Origin of the sequence: Microbacterium sp. NPDC057741 (assembly GCF_042798735.1) — a bacterium.
Classification (GTDB): domain Bacteria; phylum Actinomycetota; class Actinomycetes; order Actinomycetales; family Microbacteriaceae; genus Microbacterium.
Genome location: NZ_JBHVJW010000005.1, coordinates 69,894 through 95,454 on the forward strand (window position 1 = coordinate 69,894; position 25,561 = coordinate 95,454).

The window sequence follows — 25,561 nt, forward strand, 5'->3', positions numbered from 1 at the left end:
CGCTCCGAGATCCCCCGACCCTTCGCGCGGCCGGTGGTCTCAGGCTGCGGCGAGTGCGGCCGCGACGACGTCGAGGCCCTCGTTCAGCAGGTCGTCGCCGATCGAGAGCGGCGGCAGGAAGCGGATCACGTTGCCGAATGTGCCGCAGGTGAGCACGATCACGCCCTCGGCGATGGCGGCCTTCGCGACCTTCGCGGTCAGTGCTGCATCCGGAGCGCCGGTGGCCGGGTCGACGAACTCGGCGGCGATCATCGCACCGTGGCCGCGGACCTCGCCGATGCGCGGGTCGCTGGCCTGCATGACCGCGAGCCGGCCGAGCAGGATGCTGCCGATCTCGGTCGCGCGCTGCACGAGGCCCTCGTTCTCGAAGGCGTCGATCGCGGCGATGGCCGCGGCGCACGCGATCGGGTTGCCGCCGTAGGTGCCTCCGAGGCCGCCGGCGTGCGCGGCATCCATGATCTCGGCACGCCCGGTGACACCGGCGAGCGGAAGGCCCGCCGCGATGCCCTTCGCGGTGGTGATCAGGTCGGGCTCGATGCCGAAGATCTCGCTCGCGAACATGTGGCCGGTGCGGGCGAAGCCGGTCTGCACCTCGTCGGCGATGAAGACCACGCCGTTCTCGCGGCACCAGTCCACGACGTCGTTCAGGAAGCCGTCGGCGGGGACGATGAAGCCGCCCTCGCCCTGAATGGGCTCGATGATGATGGCGGCGAGGTTGTCGGCGCCGACCTGCTTCTCGATCAGGGTGATCGCGCGGGCGGCGGCCTCGGGCCCGGTCAGACCGTCGCGCAGCGGGTACGAGCCGGGCACGCGGTACACCTCGGGGGCGAACGGTCCGAACCCGCTCTTGTACGGCATCGACTTGGCGGTCAGCGCCATGGTGAGGTTGGTGCGGCCGTGGTAGCCGTGGTCGAGGGCGACGACCGCCTGGCGGCCGGTGTGCTTGCGGGCGATCTTGATCGCGTTCTCGACGGCCTCCGCGCCGGAGTTGAACAGCGCGCTCTTCTTCGCGAAGGCGCCCGGGGTCAGCCGGTTCAGCGCCTCGGCGACCTCGATGTACGACTCGTACGGCGAGATCATGAAGCAGGTGTGGGTGAACTGCGCGGCCTGCGCGGCGACGGCGGCGGCGACCTTCGGGTGGGAGTTGCCCACCGAGGTCACGGCGATGCCGGAGCCCAGGTCGATCAGCGAGTTGCCGTCGGCGTCGACCACGACGCCGCCGCCTGCCGCGACCGCGGCGACGGGGATGGTGTGCGAGACGCCGGCCGAGACCGCGTCGGCCTTGCGGGCCAGGATCTCGGCGGACCGCGGGCCGGGGAGATCGGTGATGACACGGCGCACCTGCGGCAGGCCGGGTCCGCCGACGGGGACAGTGGTGGGCTCGTCGATGAGGGTCATGAGTGCAACGCTAAGACCGCCCGATGCCGGATGCATTCGCCACCGCGTATAATCTTTGTCAGATATTCGCCGGACCGTACAAGGATGCCGATGGACACCACCACGCCCACCCTGCGGACACTGCTCACCCGGCAGTCTCTGAAGCTGCGACTGCTGCCGGCCGAGCTTCCCGACGGAGCGCTGGATCGCCCGCTGCGCTGGGTGCACAGCAGCGACCTCGCCGACCCGACTCCGTTCCTCGCCGAAGATCTGGTGCTGCTGACGACCGGCACGCAGTTCGAGCGGGTGACGGTGGGCGACTACGTGGACCGGCTCGCGCAGCGCGGGGTGATCGGACTGGGCTTCGGCTCCGACGTGCACCGCGCCGGCGTACCCGACGAACTGGTCGAGGCCTGCGCCGCCCGCGGCATCCCCCTTTTCGAGGTGCCCTACGGCACCCCGTTCATCGCCGTCGCCCGCGCGCACGCCGAGGCGATCGCCGAGCGCACCTACGCCCGCCGCACCTGGGCGCTCGAGGCCCAGCGCGCTCTCGCGATCGCATCACTGCGGCCGCAGGGCCTGAACGCCGCGCTCACAGAGCTCTCCCGCCGCCTCGGCTGCGGGGTGACGATGTTCGACGACGCGGGCGGTCTGGTGCACGAGCATCCGCACGGCGCGGCGACGGCCGAGCTCGCCGCGCATGCGGCCGCGCTGCTGTCGCGAGGCGCGACGGCGAGCGAGACCATCGAGCACGGCGAGAGCGGCGCGACGCTGTTCACCCTGGGCAGCACCGGCCGGCTGCGCGGCGTGATCGGCGTGGGTGCCGCGGCGCTCGACCCCGAGACCCGCACCGTGGTCACCTCGGTGATCGCGATGGCCGGTCTCGCCCTGGAGCAGGGCGAGCGTCTCGCACTGCGCGAGCGGAGGCTGGATGCCGCGGTGCTGACGCTGCTGCGCGAGGGTGAGACCGGCGCGGCGCGGCGCGTGCGTGAGCTTCCCGCAGAGCCGGTGCTCGTCGCCGCGACGGATGCCGCGCCGAACCCGGACTGGTGGCGCCGGCACGCGGCGGGCGCGCTGGTCGCCGACGGCATCGTCGTGCTGGCAGATGCGGATGCCGGCGCCGTCGATGCCTACGCCGCCGCATTCGACACCAGGGTGGGGCTCTCCGAGACGGGGCGCCTCGGAGACATCGCCCGAGCCGAGGAGCAGGCGGGGGCCGCGCTCCGGCGGGCGGGCGAGGGCGTGACCCGATACGCCGCGCCGATCGGAATCCTGGACGCGCTCGGTTCCGACGCCCGACTGGTCGCGCAGAGCAGGCTCGCCGGACTGCGCGAGGCCGACCCGGCACTCGAGCAGCAGCTGCGGGTGTGGCTCGAGCACGATGCGCGGGTCGAGCAGGCTGCCACCGCACTCGGCATCCACCGCCACACGCTGCGGGCTCGCATCGCGCAGGCCTCCGGCATCTTGCAGACCGACCTCGCCACTTTCCCCGCCAGGGCCGAGCTGTGGGCGCTGCTGCAGGCAGCGCGCTGAGGCGTCATCACCGGACGTGCGTCACGGTGCGAGAACAGGACGTTCGGCCAGAACAGGAGCATTCTCGATAGTTCTTCCTGTCCTCGCAGGTTCTCCTGTCCTCGGGACGCCGGAGCACATTCGAGACGCGATGTCGCTCGGCGTCAGTCGGTCGCGAGCGCGGCGATCAGCTGATCCGCCGTACCGGAGAACTCCGGCCCGTGGCCGGGGAAGAGCCGGGTCTCGGACAGACCGCGCAGCCGTTCCAGGCTCTGCGGGGTCTGATCCGGCGCGTCTCTGAACGGACCGAGTGCGATCGCCTCGACGCCGGTGAGCACGTTTCGCGTGGTGACCGCGTCGCCCAGGAACAGCGCGCCGGCGGCCGGGATGCGGATCGCGACCGAGCCCGGCGAGTGACCGGGCAACCCGATGATCTCCGGCGCGCCCGGCAGGTCGAGCACGTCTCCGTCGCGGAACGTGCGCACCTCTCCGATCTTCACGGTGCGCAGCGCGCCGCGCCGGATGCCGCTGCCGAGGAAGCGCACGACCGGCCCCAGCTTCCACGCGCCGCCGGGGGCGTGCGACTTCAGCTCTCCCCTGGCCCGCGCGGCATCCGCCTCGTGCACGTGGACCGGCACGCCGTGCTCGGCGCGCAGCCACTCGGCGACGCCGATGTGATCGCTGTCGCCGTGGGTCAGCACGACGCCGCGGATGTCGGACAGCTCACGCCCCGCGGCGCGCAGCGCGCTCTCGAGCGCCTTGCGGTCGCCGGGAAGGCCGGCGTCGACGAGGGTGACGCCCGACTCGGTGAGGACGGCGTGCATCGCGACCAGGTCGTCGCCGATGCGGAGGATCTCTGCGTTCATGATGGCTACATTAGATAGCCTTGAAGGCTAATGTCAATAGCCTTATGATCGATTCACGGAGAGGGGGCCGCATGCCTGCACCACAGCGCGTCAGCCAGGAGGAGCTCGTCGCCGCGATCCGCCGGATCGCCGAAGACGACGGGATCGACGCCGTCACGATGAGCTCGGTGGCATCCGCCGTCGGCGTCCGCACGCCGAGCCTGTACAAGCGAGCCGCCGACCGGCACGGCCTGCTCCGCCTCGCCGCGGAAGACGCTGCCCGTGAACTCGTCACGGAGATGTCCTCGGCACCGTTCTCCCCAGGCGAGGGGCCGGCCGGACGGCTGCGGCGGATGGCGCACGCGCTGCGCGCCTTCGCGGCTCGAGCGCCCCGGGTCTCCGGACTGCTGTTCGCCGCCCCTTCGGCCGCCGCCGCCCCCTCACCCGAGGCCGGCGAACCGCTGCTGCGCCCGCTGCTCGACGCCGTCTCGGCCGCGGCGCCTGGCGACCCTCTGCCCGCGGCCCGCACCTTCACCGCGTGGATCTACGGCTTCTGCACCATGGAGCAGGCGGGCGCGTTCCGCCTCGGCGGCGATGTCGACGCCGCCTTCGAGTACGGGCTCGACGTGCTGGTGGGGGCGATGGAACGCCCCGGCGTCTGAGTCCTGCATCCGGCGCGCGAGAACAGGACAGTACCCCACAACAGGACCCATTCCGCGCACACGTCCTGTCCTCGCGAAACGTCCTGCGCCGGATACTGGGACACCCGGCACCGGCACGACGAACCAACATCCGCCGGCGCGCGAGAACAGGACAGTGCCCCAGAACAGGACCCATTCCGCGCACACGTCCTGCCCTCGCGATACGTCCTGTCCTGAGTGCCGCCCAGTGTTCAGTCCGACCGGAGCGCGGCGGCCCTGCCGAGTAGGTGCGCGCGTACGGACCGGTCGTCGGAGAGCGCCGCGGCGCGTTCGTACGCCGCCATCGCTTCGGTGGGGCGTTCCGCCCGCACGAGCAGGTCCGCGCGCACCGCCCACAGCGGCTGGAAGGTCTCCGGCTCCCCGGAGAGCAGCGCGAGACCGGCATCCGGGCCGTCGATCCGCCCGACCACCGCGGCATGGGCGACCCGGGCGCCCGCGGTGGGCGCCACCTGGAGCAGCGCGAGATACAGCATCCGCAGCGCCTCCTCGTCGAGCTCGGCGCCATGCCGACGTGCGGCGTGAACCGCCTGGATCGCCGCCTCCAGCTCAAACCGCCCCGGCGTCTCCGCCCCAGCGATGCCCTGCGCGTGGCGCAGCGAATCCTCACCCTCGGTGATCAATGCGGCATCCCAGGTCGCGGGATCCTGCTCCCCCAGCGGTACGAAGTCGTCGGCCCGCCGCGCCAGCGAGAACGAGACGAGCGCCGCCAACGCCCACGCCTCGCGCACCGCAGCGGCCGGCGCCCGCACCTGCTCCAGCGCGACGGCGAGCGTGCGCGCCAGATACCGGGCCTCCCCCGCGAGCGAGTCGGCGCCGGACTCGCGCCAGGTGATCGCCGCACAGCCGTACACGGCCTCGAGCACGGCCTCCGCCCTGCCCGCGATATCCGCCCGCGGAGGAACCGCGAACGGCACCCGCGCCTGAGCGATCCGCCGCTTCGCGCGCACCAGCCGCTGCGCCATCGCCGACGGCGAGGCGGCGAAGGCGCGCGCCACCTGCGACGCCTCGAACCCGAGCACCGTCTGCAGCATCAGCGGCGCGCGGACCTTCGCATCGATCGCCGGATGCGCGCACACGAAGAGCAGTTCGAGGCGCTTGTCGCCGATCGCATCGGGGTCGATGCCCTCCAGCGGATCGACCACCGCACCCCGTGGCCCGAGCACGATGTCGGACAGCGCCACGTCCTTGGTCGACGCCGCCCGCCAGGCGTCGCGCTGCCGATTGCGCGCCACGGTCAGCAGCCACGCATCCGGATGCTCCGGCACGCCGGCATCCGGCCAGGTGCGCAGCGCCTGCTCGAATGCGGCCTGCAGCGCGTCCTCGGCGGCGGGGATGTCCCCCGTGGGCGCCGCGATGATCGACAGCAGGCGACCGTACGACGCACGGGCGGCGAGCTCTGCCGCCGCCCGTGCCTGCGCAGGACCGCCGGAGGAGGTCACGCGTTCGGCTGCCACTCGCCGTTCACGACGTGGGTCGCACCGGGGCGGACCTCCACCGCGCCCCAGGCGATCGACGGCGCCTTGCGCGCCCAGCCGATGGCTTCATCGAGGTCGGCGACCTCGATCACGAAGGTGCCGCCAAGCTGCTCCTTCGAATCGACGAACGGCCCGTCCTGCACGCGCAGCTCATCGCCGTCCATCCGCAGTGTCGTCGTGACCGCCGACGGCTGCAGCACCTCGCCGGAGAGCAGCACCTTCGCCTCGTCCAGGGTCTTCGCGTAGGCGCCGAAGGCGCGCTGTCCTGCGGCGAGCGCCTCGTCGTCGAGCACGAAGTCGCCACCGGGCTCGGGGTAGTGCAGCAGGATCGTGTATCGCATGATCGTTCCCTTCATCGGGATGCGCCTGACGGAGCGGTTCTCCGCACATCCACTGTGAAGACGATCGGGGCCGGGGTCAATCGACACTTCGGCGGAAGTTGTTCACACCGGCGCGTGCGCCTCCAGGAACTCGTAGACGTCGGTCGTGTCGACGCCGGGGAACGCGCCGGTCGGCAGCGTCGCGAGCAGCGTGCGCGGGGTGCGCACGTTCGGCCAGGACTGCGTGCGCCAGCGCTCCTCGAGCTCGGCCGGCGCGCGACGGCAGCACACCTCGACCGAGTGCTTCGAGACACCGCGGTTGGGGGTGTCCCGCCCGACGAACCACTTCGTGTCGTCGAACCGCACCCCCACGCTCACCGAGTGCAGTCCCTCACTGGAGGGCTCCACGCGCGCGGTGCACCAGTAGGTGCCGTTGCCGGTGTCGGTGTACTGGTAGTACGGGTTGAACCTGTCCTCGACCTCGAACACCTCGCGGCTGGTCCAGCGCCGACAGCACATCTGTCCCTCGATCGCGCCGAGCCGGTCGGTCGGGAAGTTCACGTCGTCGTTCTCGTACGCCTTCGTTATCGTGCCCGACTCGTGCACCTTCAGGAAGTGCACCGGGATGCCGAGGTGCCGCGTCGCGAGGTTGGTGAACCGGTGCGCGGCGGTCTCGTACGACACCGAGTAGGTGTCGCGGAGGTCCTCGATCGAGATCGCGCGCCGCGCCTTGGCATCCTGCAGCACCGGCACGACGTGCGATTCCGGTACCAGCAGGGCGCCGGTCAGGTAGTTCGTCTCCACCCGCTGCCGCAGGAACTCCGCGTAGCTGCGCGGCTCGGCATGACCGAGGATGCGGCTGCTCAGCGCCTGCAGCACGGCGGTGCGCGCGTCGCCCTTGGCCTGCACACCGGTGGAGAGGTACAGCCGGCCGTTGGCGAGGTCGGCCACGCTGCGCGTGGACTGCGGCAGATCGGGCGCGTAGTGCAGGGTGAACCCCAGGTGCGCGGCGATCTCGGATGCCGTGCGCTGCGTGAGCGGTCCGCCGGGGTGGCCGACCGCGTCGAGGATCTCGCGCGCCGCGGCCTCGAGGCCCTCGAAGTAGTTGTCCTGAGTGCGCATCAGGTGCCGCAGCTCGACGTTGGCGCGCCGGGCCTCCTCCGGGGTCGCGGCACGCTCGTCGCGCAGCCGCTCGATCTCGCCGTGCAGCGCCAGCATCGCGGCGAGCGCGTCGTCGGGCACCGACTTCGCGATGCGGAACGACGGGATGCCGAGGGCGCGGAAGGTCTGCCCCTTCATGGCCCGCTCCAGCGCGATCTCCATCGTGCTGCGCTCGTCGAGCGGCTCTCCCTCGAGCAGGGCGTCGATCGTGGTGCCCAGTGCGCGGGCGATGGTCTGCAGCTGGGTGAGCTTCGGCTCGCGCTTGCCGGTCTCGATCATGGACAGCTGACTCGGTGCCCGCTCGACGGCGGATGCGAGCTCCTCGAGCGTCATCCCGCGGGCGGTGCGCAGCTGGCGGATGCGCCTCCCGATCGTGAGGGCATCGGTGTCTTTCGCAGCATCCGTGGTGCTCATGGCAGGGATTCTGTCACGAAAAGAGAAATACGACCAAATTTCTTCCTCGATTTGGTCAGGCGGATGCCGGAACTTCTCCCAGAGTGGATGTCAAGCCACCCCGGCAGACGCCATCCCGGCAGCACAGAGAGGACCACGGTCATGAGCACACCCACCATCCAGACCACCCAGCAGGGGCCGCAGGTCGCCGTCGCAGGTCCGATCCGCGAGCGGTACGACGAGATCCTCACCCCTGCCGCGCTGGCGTTCCTCGCCGAGCTGCACCACCGCTTCGCCGGCCGCCGGCACGACCGTCTCGCCGACCGGATGCGCCGCCGCTTCGAGATCGGCAACGGACACGACCCGCGGTTCCGCGACGACACCCGGCACATCCGCGAGGACGCCGACTGGCGCGTCGCCGGTGCCGGCCCCGGCCTGGAGGACCGCCGCGTCGAGATCACCGGCCCGACCGACCCGAAGATGACCATCAACGCCCTGAACTCGGGCGCCAAGGTCTGGCTGGCCGACCAGGAGGACGCCACCAGCCCGACGTGGGACAACGTGATCGGCGGGCAGCTGTCGCTGCACGACGCGATCCGTGGGACGCTCGAGCACACCAGCGCCGACGGCAAGGTGTACCGCGTCACCGCCGAGCAGACTCCGACGATCGTGATGCGTCCGCGCGGCTGGCATCTGCCCGAGAAGCACATCGCGTTCACCGACCGCACCGGCAGGCGCCTGGACGCCTCGGCCTCGCTGGTCGACTTCGGGCTGTACTTCTTCCACAACGCGCAGGCGCTGATCGACGGCGGCCGCGGCCCCTACTTCTACATCGCCAAGCTCGAGTCCAGCGAGGAGGCGAAGCTGTGGAACGACGTGTTCTCGTTCAGCGAGGAGTACCTCGGCATCGAGCACGGCACCATCCGAGCCACGGTGCTGATCGAGACGCTGCCGGCCGCATTCGAGATGGACGAGATCCTCTACGAGCTGCGCGACCACTGCGCGGGCCTGAACGCCGGCCGCTGGGACTACATCTTCTCGATCATCAAGAACTACCGCGGACGCGGAGCCCGCTTCGTGCTGCCCGACCGCAGCGAGGTCACCATGACCGTGCCGTTCATGCGGGCCTATACCGAGCTGCTGGTGAAGACCTGCCACCGTCGCGGCGCTTTCGCGATCGGCGGCATGAGCGCCTTCATCCCGAACCGCCGCGACCCCGAGGTCACTGCACGGGCCATCGAGAAGGTCGCCGCCGACAAGCGCCGCGAGGCCGGCGACGGCTTCGACGGCACCTGGGTCGCGCACCCCGACCTGATCGCCACCGCGCAGGCCGAGTTCGACGCCGTGCTGGGCGACCGGCCGAACCAGCTGGACCGGCAGCGCGACGACGTGCAGGTGCGCGCCGAGCAGCTGCTCGACGTGCGCATCGGCCGCCCGATCACCGCAGACGGCGTGCGCGACAACGTCTCGGTGGCCATCCGCTATATCGAAGCCTGGCTGCGGGGCATCGGCGCAGTCGCCATCGACAACCTGATGGAGGATGCCGCGACGGCCGAGATCAGCCGCTCCCAGGTGTGGCAGTGGATCCACCAGAGCCAGACCGTCGAGGACGGCACCCTGATCACGGCGGAGTACGTCGAGGGGCTGATCGCCGAGATGCTCTCCGCCACCTGGCGCACCGACGGCAACCGCTTCGACGACGCGGCGGACGTGTTCCGCGAGGTCGCTCTGCGACCCGAGTTCCCGGCCTTCCTGACCCTGCCGGCGTACTCGCGCTTCCTCGTCGAGACCGCCTGACCACCCGAGCATCCCCTCCCCAACGAAGGACAGAGAAATGACCCGCTACCAGGACGACATCGAGGCCATCCAGGCTCTGAAGGACAGCAACGGCTCCCCGTGGCACGCCATCGATCCCGAGGCCGCTGCCCGGATGCGCGCGCAGAACCGGTTCCGCACCGGGCTCGAGATCGCGCAGTACACCGCCGACATCATGCGCCGCGACATGGCGGAGTACGACGCCGACTCGTCGGTCTACACCCAGTCGCTGGGCGTCTGGCACGGCTTCATCGGGCAGCAGAAGCTGATCTCCATCAAGAAGCACCTCAAGTCGACGAACAAGCGCTACCTGTACCTCTCCGGCTGGATGGTCGCGGCCCTGCGCTCCGAGTTCGGCCCGCTGCCCGATCAGTCCATGCACGAGAAGACCGCCGTTCCGGCCCTGATCGAGGAGCTCTACACGTTCCTCCGCCAGGCCGACGCCCGCGAGCTCGACCTGCTGTTCACCCAGCTCGATGCGGCCCGCGCGGCCGGCGACGAGACCGCCGCTGAGTTCATCCAGTCGCAGATCGACGGCTACGAGACCCACGTCGTACCGATCATCGCCGACATCGATGCCGGTTTCGGCAACCCGGAGGCCACGTACCTGCTGGCGAAGAAGATGATCGAGGCGGGCGCCTGCGCCATCCAGATCGAGAACCAGGTCTCGGACGAGAAGCAGTGCGGCCACCAGGACGGCAAGGTCACCGTGCCGCACGAGGACTTCCTCGCGAAGATCAACGCGGTCCGGTACGCGTTCCTCGAGCTCGGTATCGACAACGGCGTCATCGTCGCCCGCACCGACTCGCTCGGCGCCGGCCTCACCCAGAAGCTCGCCGTGACGCAGCATCCGGGCGATCTGGGCGACCAGTACAACTCGTTCCTCGACGTCGAGGAGATCGCCGAGGGCGATCTCGGCAACGGCGACGTCATCATCAAGCGCGACGGAAAACTGCTGCGCCCGAAGCGCCTGGCGAGCAACCTGTACCGGTTCCGCGCCGGTACCGGCGAGGAGCGCGTCGTGCTGGACTGCATCACGTCGCTGCGCAACGGCGCCGACCTGCTCTGGATCGAGACCGAGAAGCCGCACGTGGAGCAGATCGCCGGCATGGTCGACGCCATCCGCGCCGAGATCCCCGACGCGAAGCTGGTCTACAACAACAGCCCGTCGTTCAACTGGACGCTGAACTTCCGCCAGCAGGTCTACGACGCGCTCTCCGAGCTGGGCGAGGACATGTCGGGCTACGACCGCGACAGGCTGATGAGCGTCGAGTACGACGACACCGAGCTGGCGCGCCAGGCCGACGAGAAGATCCGCACCTTCCAGCGCGACGGGTCGGCTCGCGCCGGCATCTTCCACCACCTCATCACCCTGCCGACCTACCACACGGCAGCGCTGTCGACGGATGACCTCGCGAAGGGCTACTTCGGCGACGAGGGGATGCTGGCGTACGTGAAGGGCGTGCAGCGTCGCGAGATCCGCGGCGGAATCGCCACCGTCAAGCACCAGAACATGGCCGGCTCCGACCTCGGCGACAACCACAAGGAGTACTTCGCCGGCGACGCCGCCCTGAAGGCCGGCGGCCAGCACAACACCATGAACCAGTTCAGCTGACCAGCCACGGTGAGGGGTCGGATGCCGCGGCATCCGGCCCTTCATCGTTCCGAGACCTGATAGGACGTAACCATGACCTCCACCGCAGATCTCTATGACGAGCACGGCGACGCACTGCAATCCCTCCCTCTGCAGCTGCGATCCTTCGGCGGCGTGACGGCGTTCGAGGGGCCGATCCGCACCGTGCGCTGCTTCCAGGACAACGTCCTGCTGAAGGACCTGCTGTCCTCGCCAGGCCACGGTGCCGTGCTCGTCGTCGACGGCGCAGGCTCTCTCGCCACCGCCCTGATGGGCGACATGATCGCGCAGCTCGCGGTCGACAATGGCTGGGCCGGCGTGATCATCAACGGCTGCGTGCGCGACAGCGTCGCGATCGGCGGGATGCCGCTCGGCGTGAAAGCCATCGGAACCAACCCCCGCAAGAGCCGCAAGGAGGGCTCCGGCGAGGTCGACGTCGTGCTGACGTTCGGCGACGTCGTGTTCCGCCCCGGCGCGCGGCTGTACGCCGATGAGGACGGCGTGCTCGTCGAGCGCTGACACAGCCGGGCTCATCCACAATGGATGCATGCGCACCCTGCTGAACATCATCTGGCTGATCTTCGCCGGCTTCGGCCTGTTCCTCGGCTATGTGCTCGCGGGCGTCCTGCTGTGCATCCCGATCATCACCATTCCCTGGGCGATCGCCTCGTTCCGCACCGCGGGGTACGTGATCTGGCCGTTCGGCCGCACCATCGTCGCGAAGCCCACCGCCGGGGTCGGCTCGTTCCTCGGGAACGTGATCTGGGTGATCCTCGCAGGCTGGTGGCTCGCGCTCGGTCACATCATCTCGGGGATCGCGCTGTGCATCACGATCATCGGCATCCCGATGGCGATCGCTGACTTCAAGCTGGTCCCGATCTCGCTGATGCCGCTCGGCAAGGAGATCGTCTCCACCCGCGACGGCGCGTTCGCCCGCTGACGGACGGATGCCGGATGCCCCGCGTCATCCGGCATCCGCTCTGCTGATCAGCGCGGGTCCGCGGGCTCCGCGTCCAGCAGCGCGCGCACCTCGGCCTCGAGCACCAGGTCGGCGGCGCCGACCACCTCGTCCAGCTGAGCGACGCTCGAGACGCCGACCACCGGGATCACCGGCACCTCGCCGCCGAGCAGCCAGGCCAGTGCGACCTGGTTGGGGGTGCGGCCGATGTCGGCCGCCACTTCATGCAGCAGGGTGCGGCGCGCGTGGCTGGTGGGGTGGTCGACGCCGCCCCACATCGGCTGGTTCAGCCGGGCGATCGCGCCCTGGTGCAGCGGGGAGTACACGGTGATGGCCAGCGGCGGGCGCTCGGCCGTGCCTGTGGATGCCGCGTAGTCGAGCATCCCGGGGGTGACGAAGTTGTTCCGGCCGTACTTCGGCGCCGGGTGCAGGTAGCTGTACTGCTGCTGCACCAGACCGTAGGGGGCCACATCCTGACGCTGCGCCTCCTGTCTGGCCTCGACCAGGCGCCAGGTGGCGATGTTCGAGATGCCGGTGATGCCGACCAGTCCGCTGCGCTGCAGTTCGCCGAAGGCGGCGACGGTCTCCGCGGGGTCGGTGGCCCGGTCGTCGACGTGGCCGTAGAGCACGTCGATGTGGTCGATCCCGAGGTGGCGGGCGCTCTCCGGCGCCTGCCGGGTGATGACCTCGGCGGACAGACCCTCGAAGTTGTCCTCGGTGAGCGGGATGCTCGGGTCGCGCGGCGCCGCGCCCAGTTTGGTGGCGATCCGCAGGCTGTCGCGGTTGCCGCGATCCTTCAGCCAGCGAGCGAGGAGGTCCTCGCTGTCGCGGCCGGTGCCGCCCGACCAGACGGCGTAGTTGTTCGCGGTGTCGATGAAGGTTCCGCCGGCTTCGACGAACCGGTCGAGGATGGCACGCGAGGTCGGCTCGTTGACGCGGGTGCCGAAGTTCATGGCGCCCAGGCACAGCGTGGAGACGTCGAACGAGGTGCGCCCGTCGGAGATGGTGCGGTACTGCATTTCGGTTCCCTTTCGTTGGTGAACTCCACGTTAGAAAGAGATCGGTTCGGGCATACACTCCAATCAGCATGCAGAACACCAGACCAATTCTCGCGTGGGAGACCCTGCTCGATCTCGCGCCCGCCGCGGCGGACGACGCCCGCCCCGGTCGTCTGCCCGCGCTGCGCGATCGGCTCGAGCACGCGCTGCGCGATGCGATCGCCGACGGCCGGCTGCCGGCAGGCGCCGCGCTCCCACCGAGCAGGGTGCTCGCCGACGCGCTCGGGATCTCGCGCTGGGTGGTCACCGAGACCTATGGACGCCTGGTCGCCGAAGGCGTGCTGGAGGCGCGGACCGGTTCGGCCACCCGGGTCTCTGCCGGATGGGCGGCTGCTGCGCGGGCTCTGCCACCGCGGGAGGTCACACGGGACCCTGCCGCCGGCGCGGCGGTCGCACCGCCCGCTCCCCAGCGGCATCCGCGCTTGGACCTGCGTCCGGGCATCCCCGATCTGCGCGCGGTGCCGCGCTCGCGCTGGGCGGCGGCGCTGCGCGAGGGGCTCGCCGCACTGCCCGACCGCGACCTGGCGAGCGCCTTCCCGTTCGGGCATCCGCTGGCGACCTCCGCGGTCGCCGGGTATCTCGGTCGCTCACGGCTGGTCGACGTCGAGGCCGCGCGAATCGTGATCACGCACGGCGCGACCGACGGCATGGCGCTGATCGTCGCAGCGCTGCGCGAATGCGGGCACACGCACGTGCTCGTGGAGGATCCCAGCTGGCCGCGACTGCGCGAGGTCGCCCGGCGGCACGGCCTGGAGCCGGTGCCCGTTCCGGTGGACGCCGACGGCATCGATGCGGAGCGTCTGGTCGTCGAGGCCGCGCGCACCGGGGCGCGCGCCGCGCTGGTGACGCCGGCGCACCAGTTCCCGCTCGGAGCTGCATTGCATCCCGCCCGCCGCGAGCGGCTGGTGACGTGGGCACGCGAGGCCTGTGGCCTGATCATCGAGGACGACTACGACGCCGAGTTCCGCTACGACCGGCGTCCGATCGCCGCGCTGCAGCGGCTCGCGCCCGACCGGGTCGCACTGATCGGCTCGCTCTCGAAGTCGGTCACGCCCGCACTCGGCGTCGGCTGGGCGGTGCTGCCGACCTGGCTCCCGCTCCCGGATGCTCCGCCCGCTCCCTCGACGATCGATCAGGCCGCGCTCGCCCGGTTCATCTCCAGCGGCGACCTCGAACGGCACCTGCGCGGCTCCCGCGTGCGGTTCCGGCGACGACGCGAGCGCCTGCTCTCCGCCCTTGCTGAGCGGATGCCCGAACTGCCGGTGTCCGGCATCGCGGCGGGCATGCACCTCGTGCTGGGTCTGCCGCCCGGCCTCGTGGCCGCCGACCTGGTCTCGGCCGCGCCAGAGGACCTGGCTCTCACGGCGCTGTCCCGATACGTCATAGCGTCGCCGGCACCCGAGGCTCTGGTCCTCGGCTACGGAGACCTCGACGACGCTCTCGTCGACGAGGCGGTGGCACGGCTCACTGCGCTGATCCGCCCGCTCTGAACGCCTCAGATGCCGCATCCAGTGCTGGATCTTTCGCCGTGAGGTCAGTTCTCGAAAATTCTGCGAAATCTGGTTCAAGACCTCAATGTTTCTGCGATTCTTCTCTACGCTCTGCTATTCCCGCCATCCAGGAGAATCAATGAAGATCGGCGTTCCCACCGAGGTCAAGAACAACGAGAACCGCGTCGCCCTCACCCCCGCCGGCGCCGACCGCCTGGTGTGTGAAGGCCATCGCGTGCTCGTGCAGTCCGGAGCCGGGCACGGCTCGCGCATCGACGACGATGCGTACCGCGCCGCGGGCGCCGAGATCGTCGCCTCAGCCGAAGAGGCCTGGGGTGAGGCCGAGCTGCTGCTCAAGGTGAAGGAGCCGATCGCTCAGGAGTACGGCTTCCTGCGCCCCGACCTGACGCTGTTCACCTACCTGCATCTGGCCGCCGACCGCTCGCTCACCGAAGCGCTCGTCGACGCAGGCACCACAGCCGTCGCCTACGAGACCGTGCAGCTGCCCGACCGCAGCCTGCCGCTGCTGGTGCCGATGAGCGAGATCGCCGGGCGTCTCTCGGTGACCGTCGGCTCGTATTCGCTGATGCGCTCCAACGGCGGCCGCGGCACACTGCTCGGCGGCATCCCCGGCACCAGGCGCGCGAAGACCGTCGTCATCGGCGGAGGCGTCGCCGGCGAGCACGCCGCGGCGAACGCGCTCGGCCTCGGCTCGCAGGTGACGGTGATCGACATCTCGCTGCCACGGCTGCGCGAGCTGGAACACCTCTACCTCGGCCTCGAGACCCGCGCGTCGAACCGCTACGACATCGCCGAGGAGCTCAAGACCGCCGATCTCGTGATCGGATCGGTGCTCATCCCCGGCGCCGCCGCCCCGAAGCTCGTCACCGACGAGATGGTCGCGAACATGAAGCCCGGCTCCGTGCTGGTCGACATCGCGATCGACCAGGGCGGATGCTTCGAGGGCTCGCGCCCCACGACGCACGACGACCCGACGTTCGCCGTGCACGACTCGATCTACTACTGCGTCGCGAACATGCCCGGCGCCGTGCCCGAGACCGCCACGCGCGCCCTCACCAACGCGACCCTCCCCTATGTCTCGGCGATCGCCGGCAAGGGCTGGGACCGAGCTGCCGCGGACGACGCGGCACTGGCCAAGGGCCTCAACGTGCGCGGCGGTCGCATCATGCTGCCCGCCGTCGCCGAGGCCCACGGGCTCGCCGCCTGATCGCTTGAGGGGCGCGTCAAGAACCTCCGTTCTTGACGCGCCCTCCCTGCGCATCGGCTCGCCCAGCCGAGTACGATCGAGATCGTGACCGAACGCGCGCCTCTCTCCCGCAAGCTGTCCGCCATCGCCGAGTCCGCCACGCTCAAGGTGGATGCCAAGGCCAAGGCCCTCAAGGCCGAGGGCAAGCCCGTCATCTCCTATGCCGCCGGCGAGCCCGACTTCGCGACTCCGCAGTTCATCGTGGATGCCGCGGCCGAGGCACTGGCCGACCCGGCGAACTACCGGTACACCCCCGCTCCCGGCCTTCCGGCGCTGCGCGAGGCGATCGCGGCGAAGACGCTGCGCGACTCCGGCCTCGAAGTCTCGCCGAGCCAGATCATCGTCACCAACGGCGGCAAGCAGTCCGTCTACCAGGCGTTCCAGGCCGTGGTGAACCCGGGCGACGAGGTACTGCTGCCCGCTCCGTACTGGACCACCTACCCCGAGGCGATCCGTCTCGCCGACGGCGTGCCCGTCGAGGTCTTCGCCGGTGCCGATCAGGAGTACAAGGTCACCGTCGAGCAGCTCGAGGCCGCCCGCACCCCGCGCACCACGGTGCTCGTGTTCGTGTCGCCGTCGAACCCGACCGGCTCGGTGTACTCCGCCGACGAGACCAGGGCGATCGCCGCGTGGGCGCTCGAGCACGGCATCTGGATCATCTCCGACGAGATCTACCAGAACCTCACCTACGACGGTGTGAAGGCCACCTCGGTCGTGCAGGCGCTGCCCGAGGTCGCCGGCCAGACCATCCTGGTCAACGGCGTGGCCAAGACCTACGCGATGACCGGCTGGCGCGTGGGCTGGATGGTCGGCCCCGCCGACGCGATCAAGATCGCCGGCAACCTGCAGTCGCACCTGACGAGCAACGTGAACAACGTCGCCCAGAAGGCCGCGATCGCCGCGCTGAACGGCCCGCAGACCGAGGCGGAGCAGATGCGCGAGGCGTTCGACCGCCGCCGCCGTCTGATCGTGTCGGAGTTGTCGAAGATCGACGGTCTCGTGGTGCCGAACCCGACCGGCGCGTTCTACGTCTATCCCGACGTGCAGGGCCTGCTGGGCCGCACCTGGCAGGCGAAGGACGGGAGCAGCGTGACCCCGACCACCTCGCTGGAGCTCGCCGACTTCATCCTGGACCAGGCCGAGGTCGCGGTCGTGCCCGGCGAGGCCTTCGGTCCGTCCGGCTACATTCGCATGTCGTACGCGCTCGGCGACGACGCGCTGCTCGAGGGCGTGCAGCGCCTGCAGCGACTGTTCACCTCCTGACTTCGGCCATGGCGGGCGAGGAGATCGAGAACGGCACGCGCAGGACGCGCTCTCCGGCCGGCTCCATGAAGCTGTCCGAGATCGCCGCCGTCGCCGGCGTCAGCGAGGCGACGGTGAGCCGCGTACTCAACCGCAAGTACGGCGTCGCGCAGAAGACGCGCGATCAGGTCGAGGCCGCGATGCGCGCGGTCGGCTACGAGCGCACGAACAAGGGCGAGATCGTGCTGATCCTGGTGCCGAGTCTCGGCGGGTTGATCTTCGCCGAGATGTGCGACGAGATCGAGAAGCAGCTCAGTCCGCACGGGCTGCGCGCCCTGGTGTGCCCGGTCTTCCCCGGCACCGTCTACGAGCAGGACTACGTCGAGCTGATGATCGACAAGGGCATCGCCGGTGCGATCTTCGTGTCGTCGAGCAACACGCTCCGGAATTCGGATTCGGGCGCGCACCAGCTGCTCGAGTCTCGCGGCGTGCCGTTCCTCACCATCAACGGCGGCTTCGCCGACGCGGATGCCCCCGTTGTGTCGACGGATGACTGGCAGGCCGCGGAGCTCTCCGTCGCGCACCTGCACGACCTCGGACACCGCCGGATCGGTCTGGCCGCGGGTCCCGTCGGCAACATCCCGGCGGACCGGAGGGTCGAGGGGTTCCTCTCCGCGATGGAGTCCCGCGGCATCGACGACGCTGAGGAGCTCGTGGCCAGGGGCCGGTACACGATCGAGGGCGGCCGCACCGCCGGGGACGAGCTGCTCAGCCTCGGCGCGACGGCGATCATCGCCTCGAGCGATGACATGGCGCTCGGCGCCTACCGCGCGATCGCGCGGCGGGGGCTGGGCGTGCCGCAGGACGTCTCGGTCATCGGTTACGACGACTCGTACGTGCTCGACTTCACGGATCCGCCGCTGACCAGCGTGCGTCAGCCCGTCGAGTCGATCGGCGAGGTCTGCACCCGCGCGATGGTCACGATGATCCAGAACCGGCCGCTGCGCACCGAGGAGGTGCTGCTCGAACCCGAGTTGCGCCTGCGCAAGTCCACCGGCCCCGTGCCGGCGAACGCCTGAGCTGACGGATCCTCACTCGGCCGGCAAGGCCTCGAAGAGCAGAAGAGGCTGTTCCACTCGACAGGCAGGACCGGACAATGACTGATCTGAACCAGATCTTCGCAGATCTGATGGAGCGGACTCGGAACCCGCGAAGGGACGATCCGCTTCGACTGGCAAGCCGGGCTTCAGCGCCGGCAACGACTGATGAGCTTGAGCTCGCAGAGCGCGGCATGCCGGTTCCGCCGGAGATTCGCTCGCTGTGGTCGACGAGCGCCGAGTCCTGGCTGTTCGAGGATCTCGACTACGGGCATTGGGGGCTCCACCTGTTCTCCCCCGGGGCATCCGTGGTGCGAACCTCGACCGAAGGAACGGCACGACCTCGTGAGTTCCGGCTTGATGATGTCGTCGTCGGAGAGTTTCTCGGCGACGGCGATCTGCTGCTCTATGCTCCCTCCGAGCCGCGTGAACGGCGGTGTCTGATCGCCCTTCCCTTGGATGCGAGGCATGACTGGCCTGCCGCCGGGAGCACGCTGGCCGAGGTGTTCGAGCGGTTGCTGGAGGCCGGAGGAGACAAGTATTGGGAGGCGAGCACCGTCTAGGACGTGTTGCTAAAGCCAATTCTGCGTCGCGGGCATCCGTTCAGAGGCCGGCGATCGCCGTGAGGAGTCGGAAACCTGGATACGTGCTGATCGCCTGGTTCTTGGGCGTCGTGCGGTAGTACTCGTTCCAGTGACTGTTGATCCGAGCCGTGGCAAGTGCGAGGTGGGCGGGATTGTCGGCAACGTATCGGTGGAGATTGGCGCGGTCGATTTCGCTGTGGTGGTCATCGAGTTCGGTGAGGATCTCGATCACTTAGTCGGATGCCAGTTCGAGGATGTAGGGGATGGTCCAGAGTTCGCGGCTGCGGACCAGCGGCTGCACCGATCGCTGTCTGACGAAGCCGTCATAGTGGCGGGCGGCAATGGCAGCTTCGATGGTTGCGTTTGCTTCGGAGCTTGATGGCGAGCTTCGCGGCTTGAATCCGTGTCGGAGCGGCAATCGCAACTGTTCGCTGCCCACGCTTACGAAGCTTGGGTTCTCGCGGAAGTGAATTCCGTAGCGCACGTTGGAGACCATCGTCCGGGCTGCCGCTTCGACGTCTGATCGGAGGTAAGTCGGGAAACCGGATTGGAGCTGGTCGATGAGCAGATCTGCGGGCGCCTTCATAAAGGCCAACTCTCGTGACCACGTAGCCGTGGGGATCGAGCTTATGGCATTCGCATGAAGCGGAGCGATCCGCTCGCAGACGAGCTCACGCTGCGTCTCTCAAGCCGGAAGTGATCCAATGCAGGGTGGCAGCAAGCAGAGCCCGGCGTGGTAGTTGCGGGCGGTCTTGTCTGAGCGCATCGCGATCCCACGCCATTGCTTGAGCTTGTTGAAGCACCGCTCGACAACGTTGCGGCCGCGGTAGCGGGTCCGCTGCTGGTCGCCGAAGTCGATCGGCCGCCCGCGGCGCTCGCGCCGGTGAGCGATCTGATCGTCGCGTTCAGGGATCGTCGCAGCGATCCCGCGTCCGCGCAGCCACGCCCGATTCGCCCTCGACGGGTAGCGCTTGTCCGCGAGTACCCGGTCCGGCCTCGAACTTGGCCTGCCCCTGACCCCTGGGACGCGGATCTCACTCAGCGTCGCGGTGAGCATGCTGGTGTCTGCCGCCTGCCCCGGCGTGAGGATGAACGCGAGAGCCCTGCCCTTCCCGTCGCAGACCAGGTGGCTCTTCGTTGTCAGCCCGCCGCGGGAGCGGCCGATTGCATGATCGGGCGGCTCATCGCCGAACTTCTTGTAGTTCGACAGAGCCCCCTGTGGTCGGGGGGAAGGGTCGCGCCATGCTGGTGCACGCGCACGATCGTGGAGTCGATCGACGCGACCCAGTCCAAGTCACCAGACTGCTGCGCAAACGACTGCGTCTTCTCCCGCACCCGTGCCCACACGCCCTGCTCGGACCACCGGTTGAAGTTCTCGTAGATCGTCTTCCAGTTCCCGAACCGCTCCGGCACGTCCCGCCACGGCGCCCCGGTCCGGAACCGCCACGCCATCGCCTCGACAACCGTACGCCGATCCACCGGCGGACGTCCCGTCGACTTCGCAGTCGGGAACAGCGGTCCAATCACAGCCCACGCTCCGTCCGAGATCACATCACGCGACACGCATTTAAGACTCGCCCCCGAGGCGCCCGAAGGTGTTCAGCAACACGTCCTGGGCCCCGTGCCGGCGAACGCCTAGGGGCGACGCAGGACCGCGCCGCCTCCGGCGGGGACGAGCACTCCGTCATCGGACGCCTCGGACAGGTGCGGATCTCGGAATCCGGATGCCTCGGAGGCCCCGACCCGCAGCGCGCGGCCGGTTCCGTTCCAGACGTGTACCTCTGCGCGCGTGACCCGCACCGACACTGTGCCGTCCGCGAACGGCAGGCCGCGCAGCTCGACCGTGCCGACATCGGCCGGCAGCCCGGGGCGCACCGTGAGCCGGCCGCCGGCGGCATCCGGCTCGATGCCGAGGATGCCGAGCACGGTCTGGCTGAGCAGCGTGAACGACGCCTCCGGGTAGGTGCCGTTCGCACCCTGCTCCGGCACCTCGTGCGGCTCGTCGCGCAGGGCGTGGATGCGCTGCATCCAGTGCCATGCGGTGTCGGGGCGCCCGTGCCGGAAGAAGAGATCGGGCAGATAGGTGAGCGCCTCGACATTGCGCGGAGCGGATGCCGTATCGCGGCAGAGCACGTCCACGCGATCGAGCTCGCGCGCAGCGCGGTCGCCTACCAGCAGGCCCTTCAGCAGCGGGAACCAGGTGGACTCCCGCGACCACTCGGTGATCGGTTCACCGGAGGTCGTCCAGCCGCACACCACGCCGCCGGACTCACTGCGGCTCCACGACTCGTCGTAGTGGTGCCGCATCCGTTCCGCCCGTGCGGTGAGCCGTGTCTCCGCATCGGTGTCGCGCAGCAGCGCGGCGACATGCCGGGTCGCGGCGTACTGCGCGGCGAACCCGTCGCCGGCCTCGTGCAGCACCACACCGGGCAGCTCGTTGTAGCTGGCCGTGCCGTCGAAGATGCCCGGACCGGATGCCTCGGCCACGCCGTTGCGCGGCGCGACGTCGTGCGCGTCGGCGAACTCCTCGACAAGGCGTCGGGCAGCATCCGCATGCTCGCGCAGCGCGGGATCCCCCGTCCAGCGATGCAGCACCTGCGCGGTCTCGGCGAGTTCGAACGCCGCGGGGAGCTCCCGCACGAACCGGTCCGCCGAGCGGTAGTCGATCGCCAGCGGCGTGCGCAGGTCGAAGTTGATCGCCCACCACGGCCAGCCGCCGTGCCGCTCGTCGGCCGATCGCACGAACGCCGCGAGCATCGCCGCGTTGCGGTCCGCCCAGCCCAGCAGGTGCGCACCGACGGCCTGATGCGCGAAGTCGCGCAGATAGAAGCCTGACCGGTGCCGGTACCCGGCCCAGTACGCGTCGCGGTACAGCACCGAGCCGCTCCCCCGCGGCGAGCGCTCCGAGACGTCCTTCGGCCCCAGTCGGCCGCCGGGCACGGCGTGCGAGCGAGCCTCGGCGACGGCCCAGGCGAAGATCCCCTCCAGCTCGTGGCTGTCGCTGCGCAGCGTGAGCGCGGTCATACCGCGATCAGCTCGATCGCCCCTGCTTCCTGCGGGCGCAGCGTCGGCAGCGGCAGCCCCACCTGCGCGAGCACGACGCCGGCGACCTCGGTCTGCTCGAGCCACCAGGCCGGCTGTCCACGCCGAGCGGTGGGGTCGTCCGCGCCCTCGACGGTGAGCCGCCGCACGCGGTAGCGACGGCCTGGATCGATGCCGGCGATCCGCAGCGTGCCGCCGGGGATGTGCGCGACGGAGTCGATCGCGGCGATCGTCACCAGCGCATGCGCTCGATCCTCGGACACGACCGATTGCGCGACCAGCGCCGGCTCGGTGGCGAGCCTGCGCAGCTCGCCGCGCTCGGTCAGCGGACGCAGCCGCTTGGCGATGGCGATCCAGCCGGCGAGCTCGGCGCGCTCGGCCGGTGTCGCCTCGCGCAGATCCCACTCCACGCCGAAACTGGCCACCAGCGCGGTGACCGCGCGGTAGGTCATGCTCGCGGCGCGTCCGGTGGTGTGGGCGAACAGCGCGCCGACGTGCGAGCCGAGCAGCTCGGGCGGCATCAGCAGCGTGGTGCCGCGCTGGATGCGCTGCCGCTCCAGCGGGTCGTTCGAGTCGCTGGTCCAGAACCGGTCGACGTACTCGACGATGCCCAGGTCGATGCGACCGCCGCCTGCCGAGCACGACTCGATCTCCAGCCACGGGCACGCCTCACGCACCTCGCGCAGCAGGCGGTACACGGCGGCGGTCTGCCGGTGCACGCCGGCGCGGCCGGTGCTGCGGTCCACGGGTTCGGTGAGGTCGCGGTTGTGATCCCACTTGACGTAGTCCACGCGGTACCGCGTGATCACGTCGATGAGGCGCTCCGCGATGTACGCATAGGCGCCGGGATGGCCGATGTTCAGCACCTGCTGCTGCCGTGCGAGCGGGGCATCCCGCTCCTCGGGCGAGAGGATCCAGTCCGGGTGCCGCCTGGCGAGATCCGAGTCTGGATTGACCATCTCGGGCTCGAACCACAGGCCGAACTGCATGCCGCGCTCGCGCACGTGGTCGACAAGCGGGCCGAGCCCGTGCGGCCAGACGTCCTCATCCTCGTACCAGTCCCCGAGTCCAGCACGGTCGTGCCGGCGTCCGCGGAACCATCCGTCGTCCAGCACGAAGCGCTCGATGCCGACCTCGGCGGCCTGGTCGGCCAGTTCCAGCAGCGGCGGCAGGGAGTGGTCGAAATACACGGCCTCCCAGGTGTTCAGCGTGATCGGGCGCCCGATCGACGGGTGCGTGGCTCGCGCGCGCAGCATCCGATGCAGGCGTGCGGATGCCGCATCCAGGCCCTCTCCCCAGGTGAGGTACAGCCAGGGCGAGATGTATGCCTCGCCGGGAGCGAGCTCGAGCTCGCCGGGTTCGAGCACCTCGCCGCCGCCGAGGAACGAGCGGCCGCCGTTGGTGCGGTGCGCCCAGAGCCGCTGGTCGCCCGACCAGGCCAGGTGCGCGGCCCACACCTCACCGGCCTCGAAGCCGAATCCGGGGACACCCGCCGCGAGCAGGGTGACGGCATCGGGTCCGGTGCGACCGCGACGGTTCTCCCGCAGGTGCGTGCCGTCGACCAGGTCACGGCGCTGCGGACGGCGTTCGCCGTTGTGCCGGCCGGTGAAGTCGAGTAGCTCGGTCGCGCGCGCCGGGACCGGCACAGCCAGGTCCATGCCCTCCAGGGAATACGCGCCGTCGCCATTGTTCGTCACGGTCGCGCGCGTGCGCAGCACGCCGCTGGGGAGCAGTTCCAGGCGCAGCTCGATGGAGACCGCTGCAGCCTCGTCGACTCCCTGCGCGACGATCGCGCCGGTCTCCTCGACGACGTCGGTGCGCGTGAACGCCGGGAACGGATGCCGCCCCGCCCGGTGCCCGGCAAGACCCGTCGGGCCGTACCAGCCCTGCCCCGCCTCGGGCACGACGCCGATCGGCAGCGGAATATCGGGCTCGCTCGTGGCGCGCTGCCGTCGGGTTCCCGCGGCGATGTCGTCGAGAGCCTGCGGCGTGAGTTCGCCGAGACCGCGGCCCCAGTACGCGATCGCGGGCATCGCCCCGCCATCCGCGGTGATGACGACGCTGACGTCCTCGGCGGTCAGGTGAAAGACATCGATGTCCATGCGCTCTTCCATTCTGCAATCTTGCAAGTCATCATTGCATATCTGCATTTCTAGTTGTTAGCATGGCGTTCACCACCCGCCGCTATGTGACATAGCACTCGAAAGGACCCTCAACGATGAAGCTCCCCTCGCGGCTAGGCCGCACCACCGCACTGATCGCCGCGGCAGCCGCCGCAGCGCTCGCCCTCACCTCGTGCTCACCCGCATCCGACGGCGGATCGGCCGGCAGCGAGAAGATCGAGGGCAAGATCACCGTCTGGTCGTGGACCGCTCCCGCCAAGGGCCTGCGCGCCGCGATCCCCGGCTTCAAGAAGCTGCACCCCGGCGTCGAGGTCGAGGTGCTCGACGTCGGCAACCCTGCGATCTGGAGCAAGATCACCACAGGCATGGCCGCAGGCGGCGCCGGTCTCGCCGACGTGCTCAACATCGGCATCGACTACATGGGCAACTACGTCGAGAAGTTCCCCGGCAAGCTCGTCGACTTCCGCGATTACGACGGCGAAGAGCTCGAGTCCGACTTCCCCGCCGGCGCCTGGAAGAGCGGCAGCGGCGCGAAGGGGCAGGTCTACGGGCTGCCTTACGAGGTCAACGCCACCGGCTTCTTCTACCGCACCGACCTGTTCCAGGAGGCCGGCGTCGACATCGACGAGGTCGAGACCTGGGACCAGTTGTTCGACGCCGCCAAGATCGTGCAGGACAAGACCGGAGCCCCGCTGTTCCGCATGGACATGTCCGCCTCGAAGGGACCGTCGGGCGGCCTCTGGCAGCTGTTGACCAACCTGCAGGGCTCGTTCTACTTCAACGGCAAGGGCGAGATCACGATGAACGGCCCGGAGGGGCTGAAGTCCCTCGAGCTGATCAAGAAGGCCAAGGACATGGGTCTGATCGTGCAGGACTCGGGCGGCTGGGACGCCATGGTGGCGCAGATGAAGGGCAAGAAGCCCGTCTCGGCGTTCTCGAGCGGTGGCTGGATGGCCGGCGAGATGGCGATCGACGCCCCCGAGATGGCCGGCAAGTGGGGCGTGCGCAAGCCTCCGTCCGTCGAACCCGGCGGCCTGACCGCGGCGATCGACGGCGGCACCTACCTCTCGGTGCCCACCACCAGCAAGAACAAGGCGACCGCCGTCGCCTTCGCCAAGTACGCGATGGCCACCACGGACGGCGCCAAGGAGGTCTACAAGGCCGGCGGCATGTTCCCGGGTTACAAGCCCTTCATCACGACCAAGGAGTTCTCCCAGCCCGTCGAGTTCTACGGCGGCCAGCGCGTGAACGACATCTTCATCGCGCAGCTCGCCGAGAAGACCCCTGTCGTCAATTACACCAGCGACTACGCACGCGCCCTGAAGGCGTACAGCGACGCGCAGACCAAGGTGCTGACCGAGGACGCCGACCCGCAGAAGGTGCTGGACGACGCGGCGAAGCTCGTCGCTCAGCAGACCGGCCGCAAGATCGCGGACGACTGAGCCGAGAAAGGATGCGGGTCCCGGTA

General features: G+C 69.7%; 22 protein-coding genes and 1 pseudogene. 12 read left to right on the forward strand and 11 right to left on the reverse strand.

Translation table 11 applies throughout. The annotated features are described in order from the left end of the window. Positions 1–39: 39 nt before the first annotated feature. Positions 40–1,398 carry a 4-aminobutyrate--2-oxoglutarate transaminase gene (gabT, locus tag ACFVDO_RS15545; RefSeq protein WP_378859235.1) on the reverse strand — a complete coding sequence of 453 codons (1,359 nt, stop codon included), beginning with the start codon at positions 1,396–1,398 and terminating at the stop codon, positions 40–42. 90 nt (positions 1,399–1,488) lie between these two features. Between gabT and ACFVDO_RS15550 the strand changes: the two genes are divergently transcribed. After that, a complete protein-coding gene (locus tag ACFVDO_RS15550) occupies positions 1,489–2,910 on the forward strand; it encodes a PucR family transcriptional regulator (RefSeq protein WP_378859234.1) in 1,422 nt (473 codons plus the stop codon). Positions 2,911–3,053: 143 nt separating this feature from the next. Here the strand turns inward: ACFVDO_RS15550 and ACFVDO_RS15555 are convergent, their stop codons facing one another. Continuing rightward, positions 3,054–3,755, reverse strand: a complete 702-nt coding sequence (locus tag ACFVDO_RS15555; protein WP_378859233.1) for an MBL fold metallo-hydrolase — start codon at positions 3,753–3,755, stop codon at positions 3,054–3,056. Positions 3,756–3,826: 71 nt separating this feature from the next. On the opposite strand from ACFVDO_RS15555, the gene ACFVDO_RS15560 reads away from it, so the two are divergent. After that, positions 3,827–4,396 carry a TetR/AcrR family transcriptional regulator gene (locus ACFVDO_RS15560; protein WP_378859232.1) on the forward strand — a complete coding sequence of 190 codons (570 nt, stop codon included), beginning with the start codon at positions 3,827–3,829 and terminating at the stop codon, positions 4,394–4,396. Between the two features lie 230 nt (positions 4,397–4,626). On the opposite strand, the gene ACFVDO_RS15565 is transcribed toward ACFVDO_RS15560, so the two are convergent. The 3 genes from ACFVDO_RS15565 to ACFVDO_RS15575 form a co-directional block, all read right to left on the reverse strand. After that, the gene (locus tag ACFVDO_RS15565) at positions 4,627–5,874 is read right to left on the reverse strand and encodes an RNA polymerase sigma factor (protein WP_378859231.1); all 1,248 of its coding nucleotides are present in this window, start codon (positions 5,872–5,874) and stop codon (positions 4,627–4,629) included. Continuing rightward, positions 5,871–6,251, reverse strand: a complete 381-nt coding sequence (locus ACFVDO_RS15570) for a YciI family protein (protein ID WP_378859230.1) — start codon at positions 6,249–6,251, stop codon at positions 5,871–5,873. Before ACFVDO_RS15570 ends, ACFVDO_RS15565 begins: the two co-directional genes overlap by 4 nt. A gap of 102 nt (positions 6,252–6,353) precedes the next feature. Then, positions 6,354–7,805, reverse strand: a complete 1,452-nt coding sequence (locus tag ACFVDO_RS15575) for a helix-turn-helix domain-containing protein (RefSeq protein WP_378859229.1) — start codon at positions 7,803–7,805, stop codon at positions 6,354–6,356. Between the two features lie 141 nt (positions 7,806–7,946). On the opposite strand from ACFVDO_RS15575, the gene aceB reads away from it, so the two are divergent. The 4 genes from aceB (at position 7,947) to ACFVDO_RS15595 (ending at position 12,172) form a co-directional block, all read left to right on the forward strand. Next, a complete protein-coding gene (gene aceB, locus ACFVDO_RS15580) occupies positions 7,947–9,581 on the forward strand; it encodes a malate synthase A (RefSeq protein ID WP_378859228.1) in 1,635 nt (544 codons plus the stop codon). Between the two features lie 37 nt (positions 9,582–9,618). Beyond that, complete coding sequence (locus tag ACFVDO_RS15585; protein ID WP_378859227.1) at positions 9,619–11,214, forward strand: isocitrate lyase; 1,596 nt, start codon at positions 9,619–9,621, stop codon at positions 11,212–11,214. Between the two features lie 72 nt (positions 11,215–11,286). Further along, positions 11,287–11,751, forward strand: a complete 465-nt coding sequence (gene rraA / locus ACFVDO_RS15590; protein WP_378859226.1) for a ribonuclease E activity regulator RraA — start codon at positions 11,287–11,289, stop codon at positions 11,749–11,751. A gap of 28 nt (positions 11,752–11,779) precedes the next feature. Continuing rightward, a complete protein-coding gene (locus ACFVDO_RS15595; RefSeq protein WP_157310521.1) occupies positions 11,780–12,172 on the forward strand; it encodes a YccF domain-containing protein in 393 nt (130 codons plus the stop codon). 47 nt (positions 12,173–12,219) lie between these two features. Here ACFVDO_RS15595 and ACFVDO_RS15600 read toward each other — a convergent pair whose 3' ends face one another. Further along, entirely contained in the window at positions 12,220–13,209 is a 990-nt protein-coding gene (locus ACFVDO_RS15600) for an aldo/keto reductase (RefSeq protein WP_378859225.1), read from the reverse strand. 68 nt (positions 13,210–13,277) lie between these two features. On the opposite strand from ACFVDO_RS15600, the gene ACFVDO_RS15605 reads away from it, so the two are divergent. From ACFVDO_RS15605 to ACFVDO_RS15625, 5 genes are all read left to right on the forward strand, one after another. Further along, the gene (locus ACFVDO_RS15605; protein ID WP_378859224.1) at positions 13,278–14,738 is read left to right on the forward strand and encodes a PLP-dependent aminotransferase family protein; all 1,461 of its coding nucleotides are present in this window, start codon (positions 13,278–13,280) and stop codon (positions 14,736–14,738) included. Between the two features lie 139 nt (positions 14,739–14,877). Continuing rightward, positions 14,878–15,966: an alanine dehydrogenase gene (gene ald, locus ACFVDO_RS15610; protein ID WP_378859223.1), complete on the forward strand. Its 1,089-nt coding sequence runs from the start codon at positions 14,878–14,880 to the stop codon at positions 15,964–15,966. 84 nt (positions 15,967–16,050) lie between these two features. Then, positions 16,051–17,268 carry a pyridoxal phosphate-dependent aminotransferase gene (locus ACFVDO_RS15615; RefSeq protein WP_378859222.1) on the forward strand — a complete coding sequence of 406 codons (1,218 nt, stop codon included), beginning with the start codon at positions 16,051–16,053 and terminating at the stop codon, positions 17,266–17,268. Positions 17,269–17,276: 8 nt separating this feature from the next. After that, positions 17,277–18,326 (forward strand): LacI family DNA-binding transcriptional regulator, encoded by a 1,050-nt coding sequence (locus ACFVDO_RS15620; RefSeq protein WP_378859221.1) that lies wholly within the window; start codon positions 17,277–17,279, stop codon positions 18,324–18,326. Between the two features lie 77 nt (positions 18,327–18,403). Continuing rightward, positions 18,404–18,907 (forward strand): hypothetical protein, encoded by a 504-nt coding sequence (locus ACFVDO_RS15625; protein WP_378859220.1) that lies wholly within the window; start codon positions 18,404–18,406, stop codon positions 18,905–18,907. Between the two features lie 40 nt (positions 18,908–18,947). On the opposite strand, the gene ACFVDO_RS15630 is transcribed toward ACFVDO_RS15625, so the two are convergent. The 5 genes and pseudogenes from ACFVDO_RS15630 to ACFVDO_RS15650 form a co-directional block, all read right to left on the reverse strand. Continuing rightward, positions 18,948–19,160, reverse strand: a complete 213-nt coding sequence (locus tag ACFVDO_RS15630; protein ID WP_378859219.1) for a hypothetical protein — start codon at positions 19,158–19,160, stop codon at positions 18,948–18,950. Next, positions 19,161–19,514 carry a hypothetical protein gene (locus ACFVDO_RS15635; RefSeq protein ID WP_378859218.1) on the reverse strand — a complete coding sequence of 118 codons (354 nt, stop codon included), beginning with the start codon at positions 19,512–19,514 and terminating at the stop codon, positions 19,161–19,163. It lies immediately after the preceding gene. Between the two features lie 99 nt (positions 19,515–19,613). After that, positions 19,614–20,491, reverse strand: a pseudogene (locus tag ACFVDO_RS15640) (IS5 family transposase). Between the two features lie 72 nt (positions 20,492–20,563). Then, positions 20,564–21,952, reverse strand: a complete 1,389-nt coding sequence (locus tag ACFVDO_RS15645) for a hypothetical protein (RefSeq protein WP_378859217.1) — start codon at positions 21,950–21,952, stop codon at positions 20,564–20,566. Continuing rightward, complete coding sequence (locus ACFVDO_RS15650) at positions 21,949–24,072, reverse strand: alpha-galactosidase (RefSeq protein ID WP_378859216.1); 2,124 nt, start codon at positions 24,070–24,072, stop codon at positions 21,949–21,951. Before ACFVDO_RS15650 ends, ACFVDO_RS15645 begins: the two co-directional genes overlap by 4 nt. 116 nt (positions 24,073–24,188) lie before the next feature. Between ACFVDO_RS15650 and ACFVDO_RS15655 the strand changes: the two genes are divergently transcribed. Then, positions 24,189–25,535, forward strand: a complete 1,347-nt coding sequence (locus ACFVDO_RS15655) for an ABC transporter substrate-binding protein (protein ID WP_378859215.1) — start codon at positions 24,189–24,191, stop codon at positions 25,533–25,535. Positions 25,536–25,561 lie beyond the last annotated feature (26 nt).

Bases quoted from the DNA above. Each gene is read 5' to 3' on its own strand.
- ACFVDO_RS15555 (WP_378859233.1), bottom strand. From the start codon at position 3,755: ATGAACGCAGAGATCCTCCGCATCGGCGACGACCTGGTCGCGATGCAC.
- ACFVDO_RS15625 (WP_378859220.1), top strand. From the start codon at position 18,404: ATGACTGATCTGAACCAGATCTTCGCAGATCTGATGGAGCGGACTCGG.
- ACFVDO_RS15560 (WP_378859232.1), top strand. From the start codon at position 3,827: ATGCCTGCACCACAGCGCGTCAGCCAGGAGGAGCTCGTCGCCGCGATC.
- ACFVDO_RS15605 (WP_378859224.1), top strand. From the start codon at position 13,278: ATGCAGAACACCAGACCAATTCTCGCGTGGGAGACCCTGCTCGATCTC.
- aceB (WP_378859228.1), top strand. From the start codon at position 7,947: ATGAGCACACCCACCATCCAGACCACCCAGCAGGGGCCGCAGGTCGCC.
- ACFVDO_RS15595 (WP_157310521.1), top strand. From the start codon at position 11,780: ATGCGCACCCTGCTGAACATCATCTGGCTGATCTTCGCCGGCTTCGGC.
- ACFVDO_RS15585 (WP_378859227.1), top strand. From the start codon at position 9,619: ATGACCCGCTACCAGGACGACATCGAGGCCATCCAGGCTCTGAAGGAC.
- ACFVDO_RS15570 (WP_378859230.1), bottom strand. From the start codon at position 6,251: ATGCGATACACGATCCTGCTGCACTACCCCGAGCCCGGTGGCGACTTC.
- ACFVDO_RS15550 (WP_378859234.1), top strand. From the start codon at position 1,489: ATGGACACCACCACGCCCACCCTGCGGACACTGCTCACCCGGCAGTCT.
- ACFVDO_RS15620 (WP_378859221.1), top strand. From the start codon at position 17,277: ATGGCGGGCGAGGAGATCGAGAACGGCACGCGCAGGACGCGCTCTCCG.
- ACFVDO_RS15575 (WP_378859229.1), bottom strand. From the start codon at position 7,805: ATGAGCACCACGGATGCTGCGAAAGACACCGATGCCCTCACGATCGGG.
- gabT (WP_378859235.1), bottom strand. From the start codon at position 1,398: ATGACCCTCATCGACGAGCCCACCACTGTCCCCGTCGGCGGACCCGGC.
- ACFVDO_RS15655 (WP_378859215.1), top strand. From the start codon at position 24,189: ATGAAGCTCCCCTCGCGGCTAGGCCGCACCACCGCACTGATCGCCGCG.
- ald (WP_378859223.1), top strand. From the start codon at position 14,878: ATGAAGATCGGCGTTCCCACCGAGGTCAAGAACAACGAGAACCGCGTC.
- ACFVDO_RS15650 (WP_378859216.1), bottom strand. From the start codon at position 24,072: ATGGACATCGATGTCTTTCACCTGACCGCCGAGGACGTCAGCGTCGTC.
- rraA (WP_378859226.1), top strand. From the start codon at position 11,287: ATGACCTCCACCGCAGATCTCTATGACGAGCACGGCGACGCACTGCAA.
- ACFVDO_RS15635 (WP_378859218.1), bottom strand. From the start codon at position 19,514: ATGAAGGCGCCCGCAGATCTGCTCATCGACCAGCTCCAATCCGGTTTC.
- ACFVDO_RS15645 (WP_378859217.1), bottom strand. From the start codon at position 21,952: ATGACCGCGCTCACGCTGCGCAGCGACAGCCACGAGCTGGAGGGGATC.
- ACFVDO_RS15600 (WP_378859225.1), bottom strand. From the start codon at position 13,209: ATGCAGTACCGCACCATCTCCGACGGGCGCACCTCGTTCGACGTCTCC.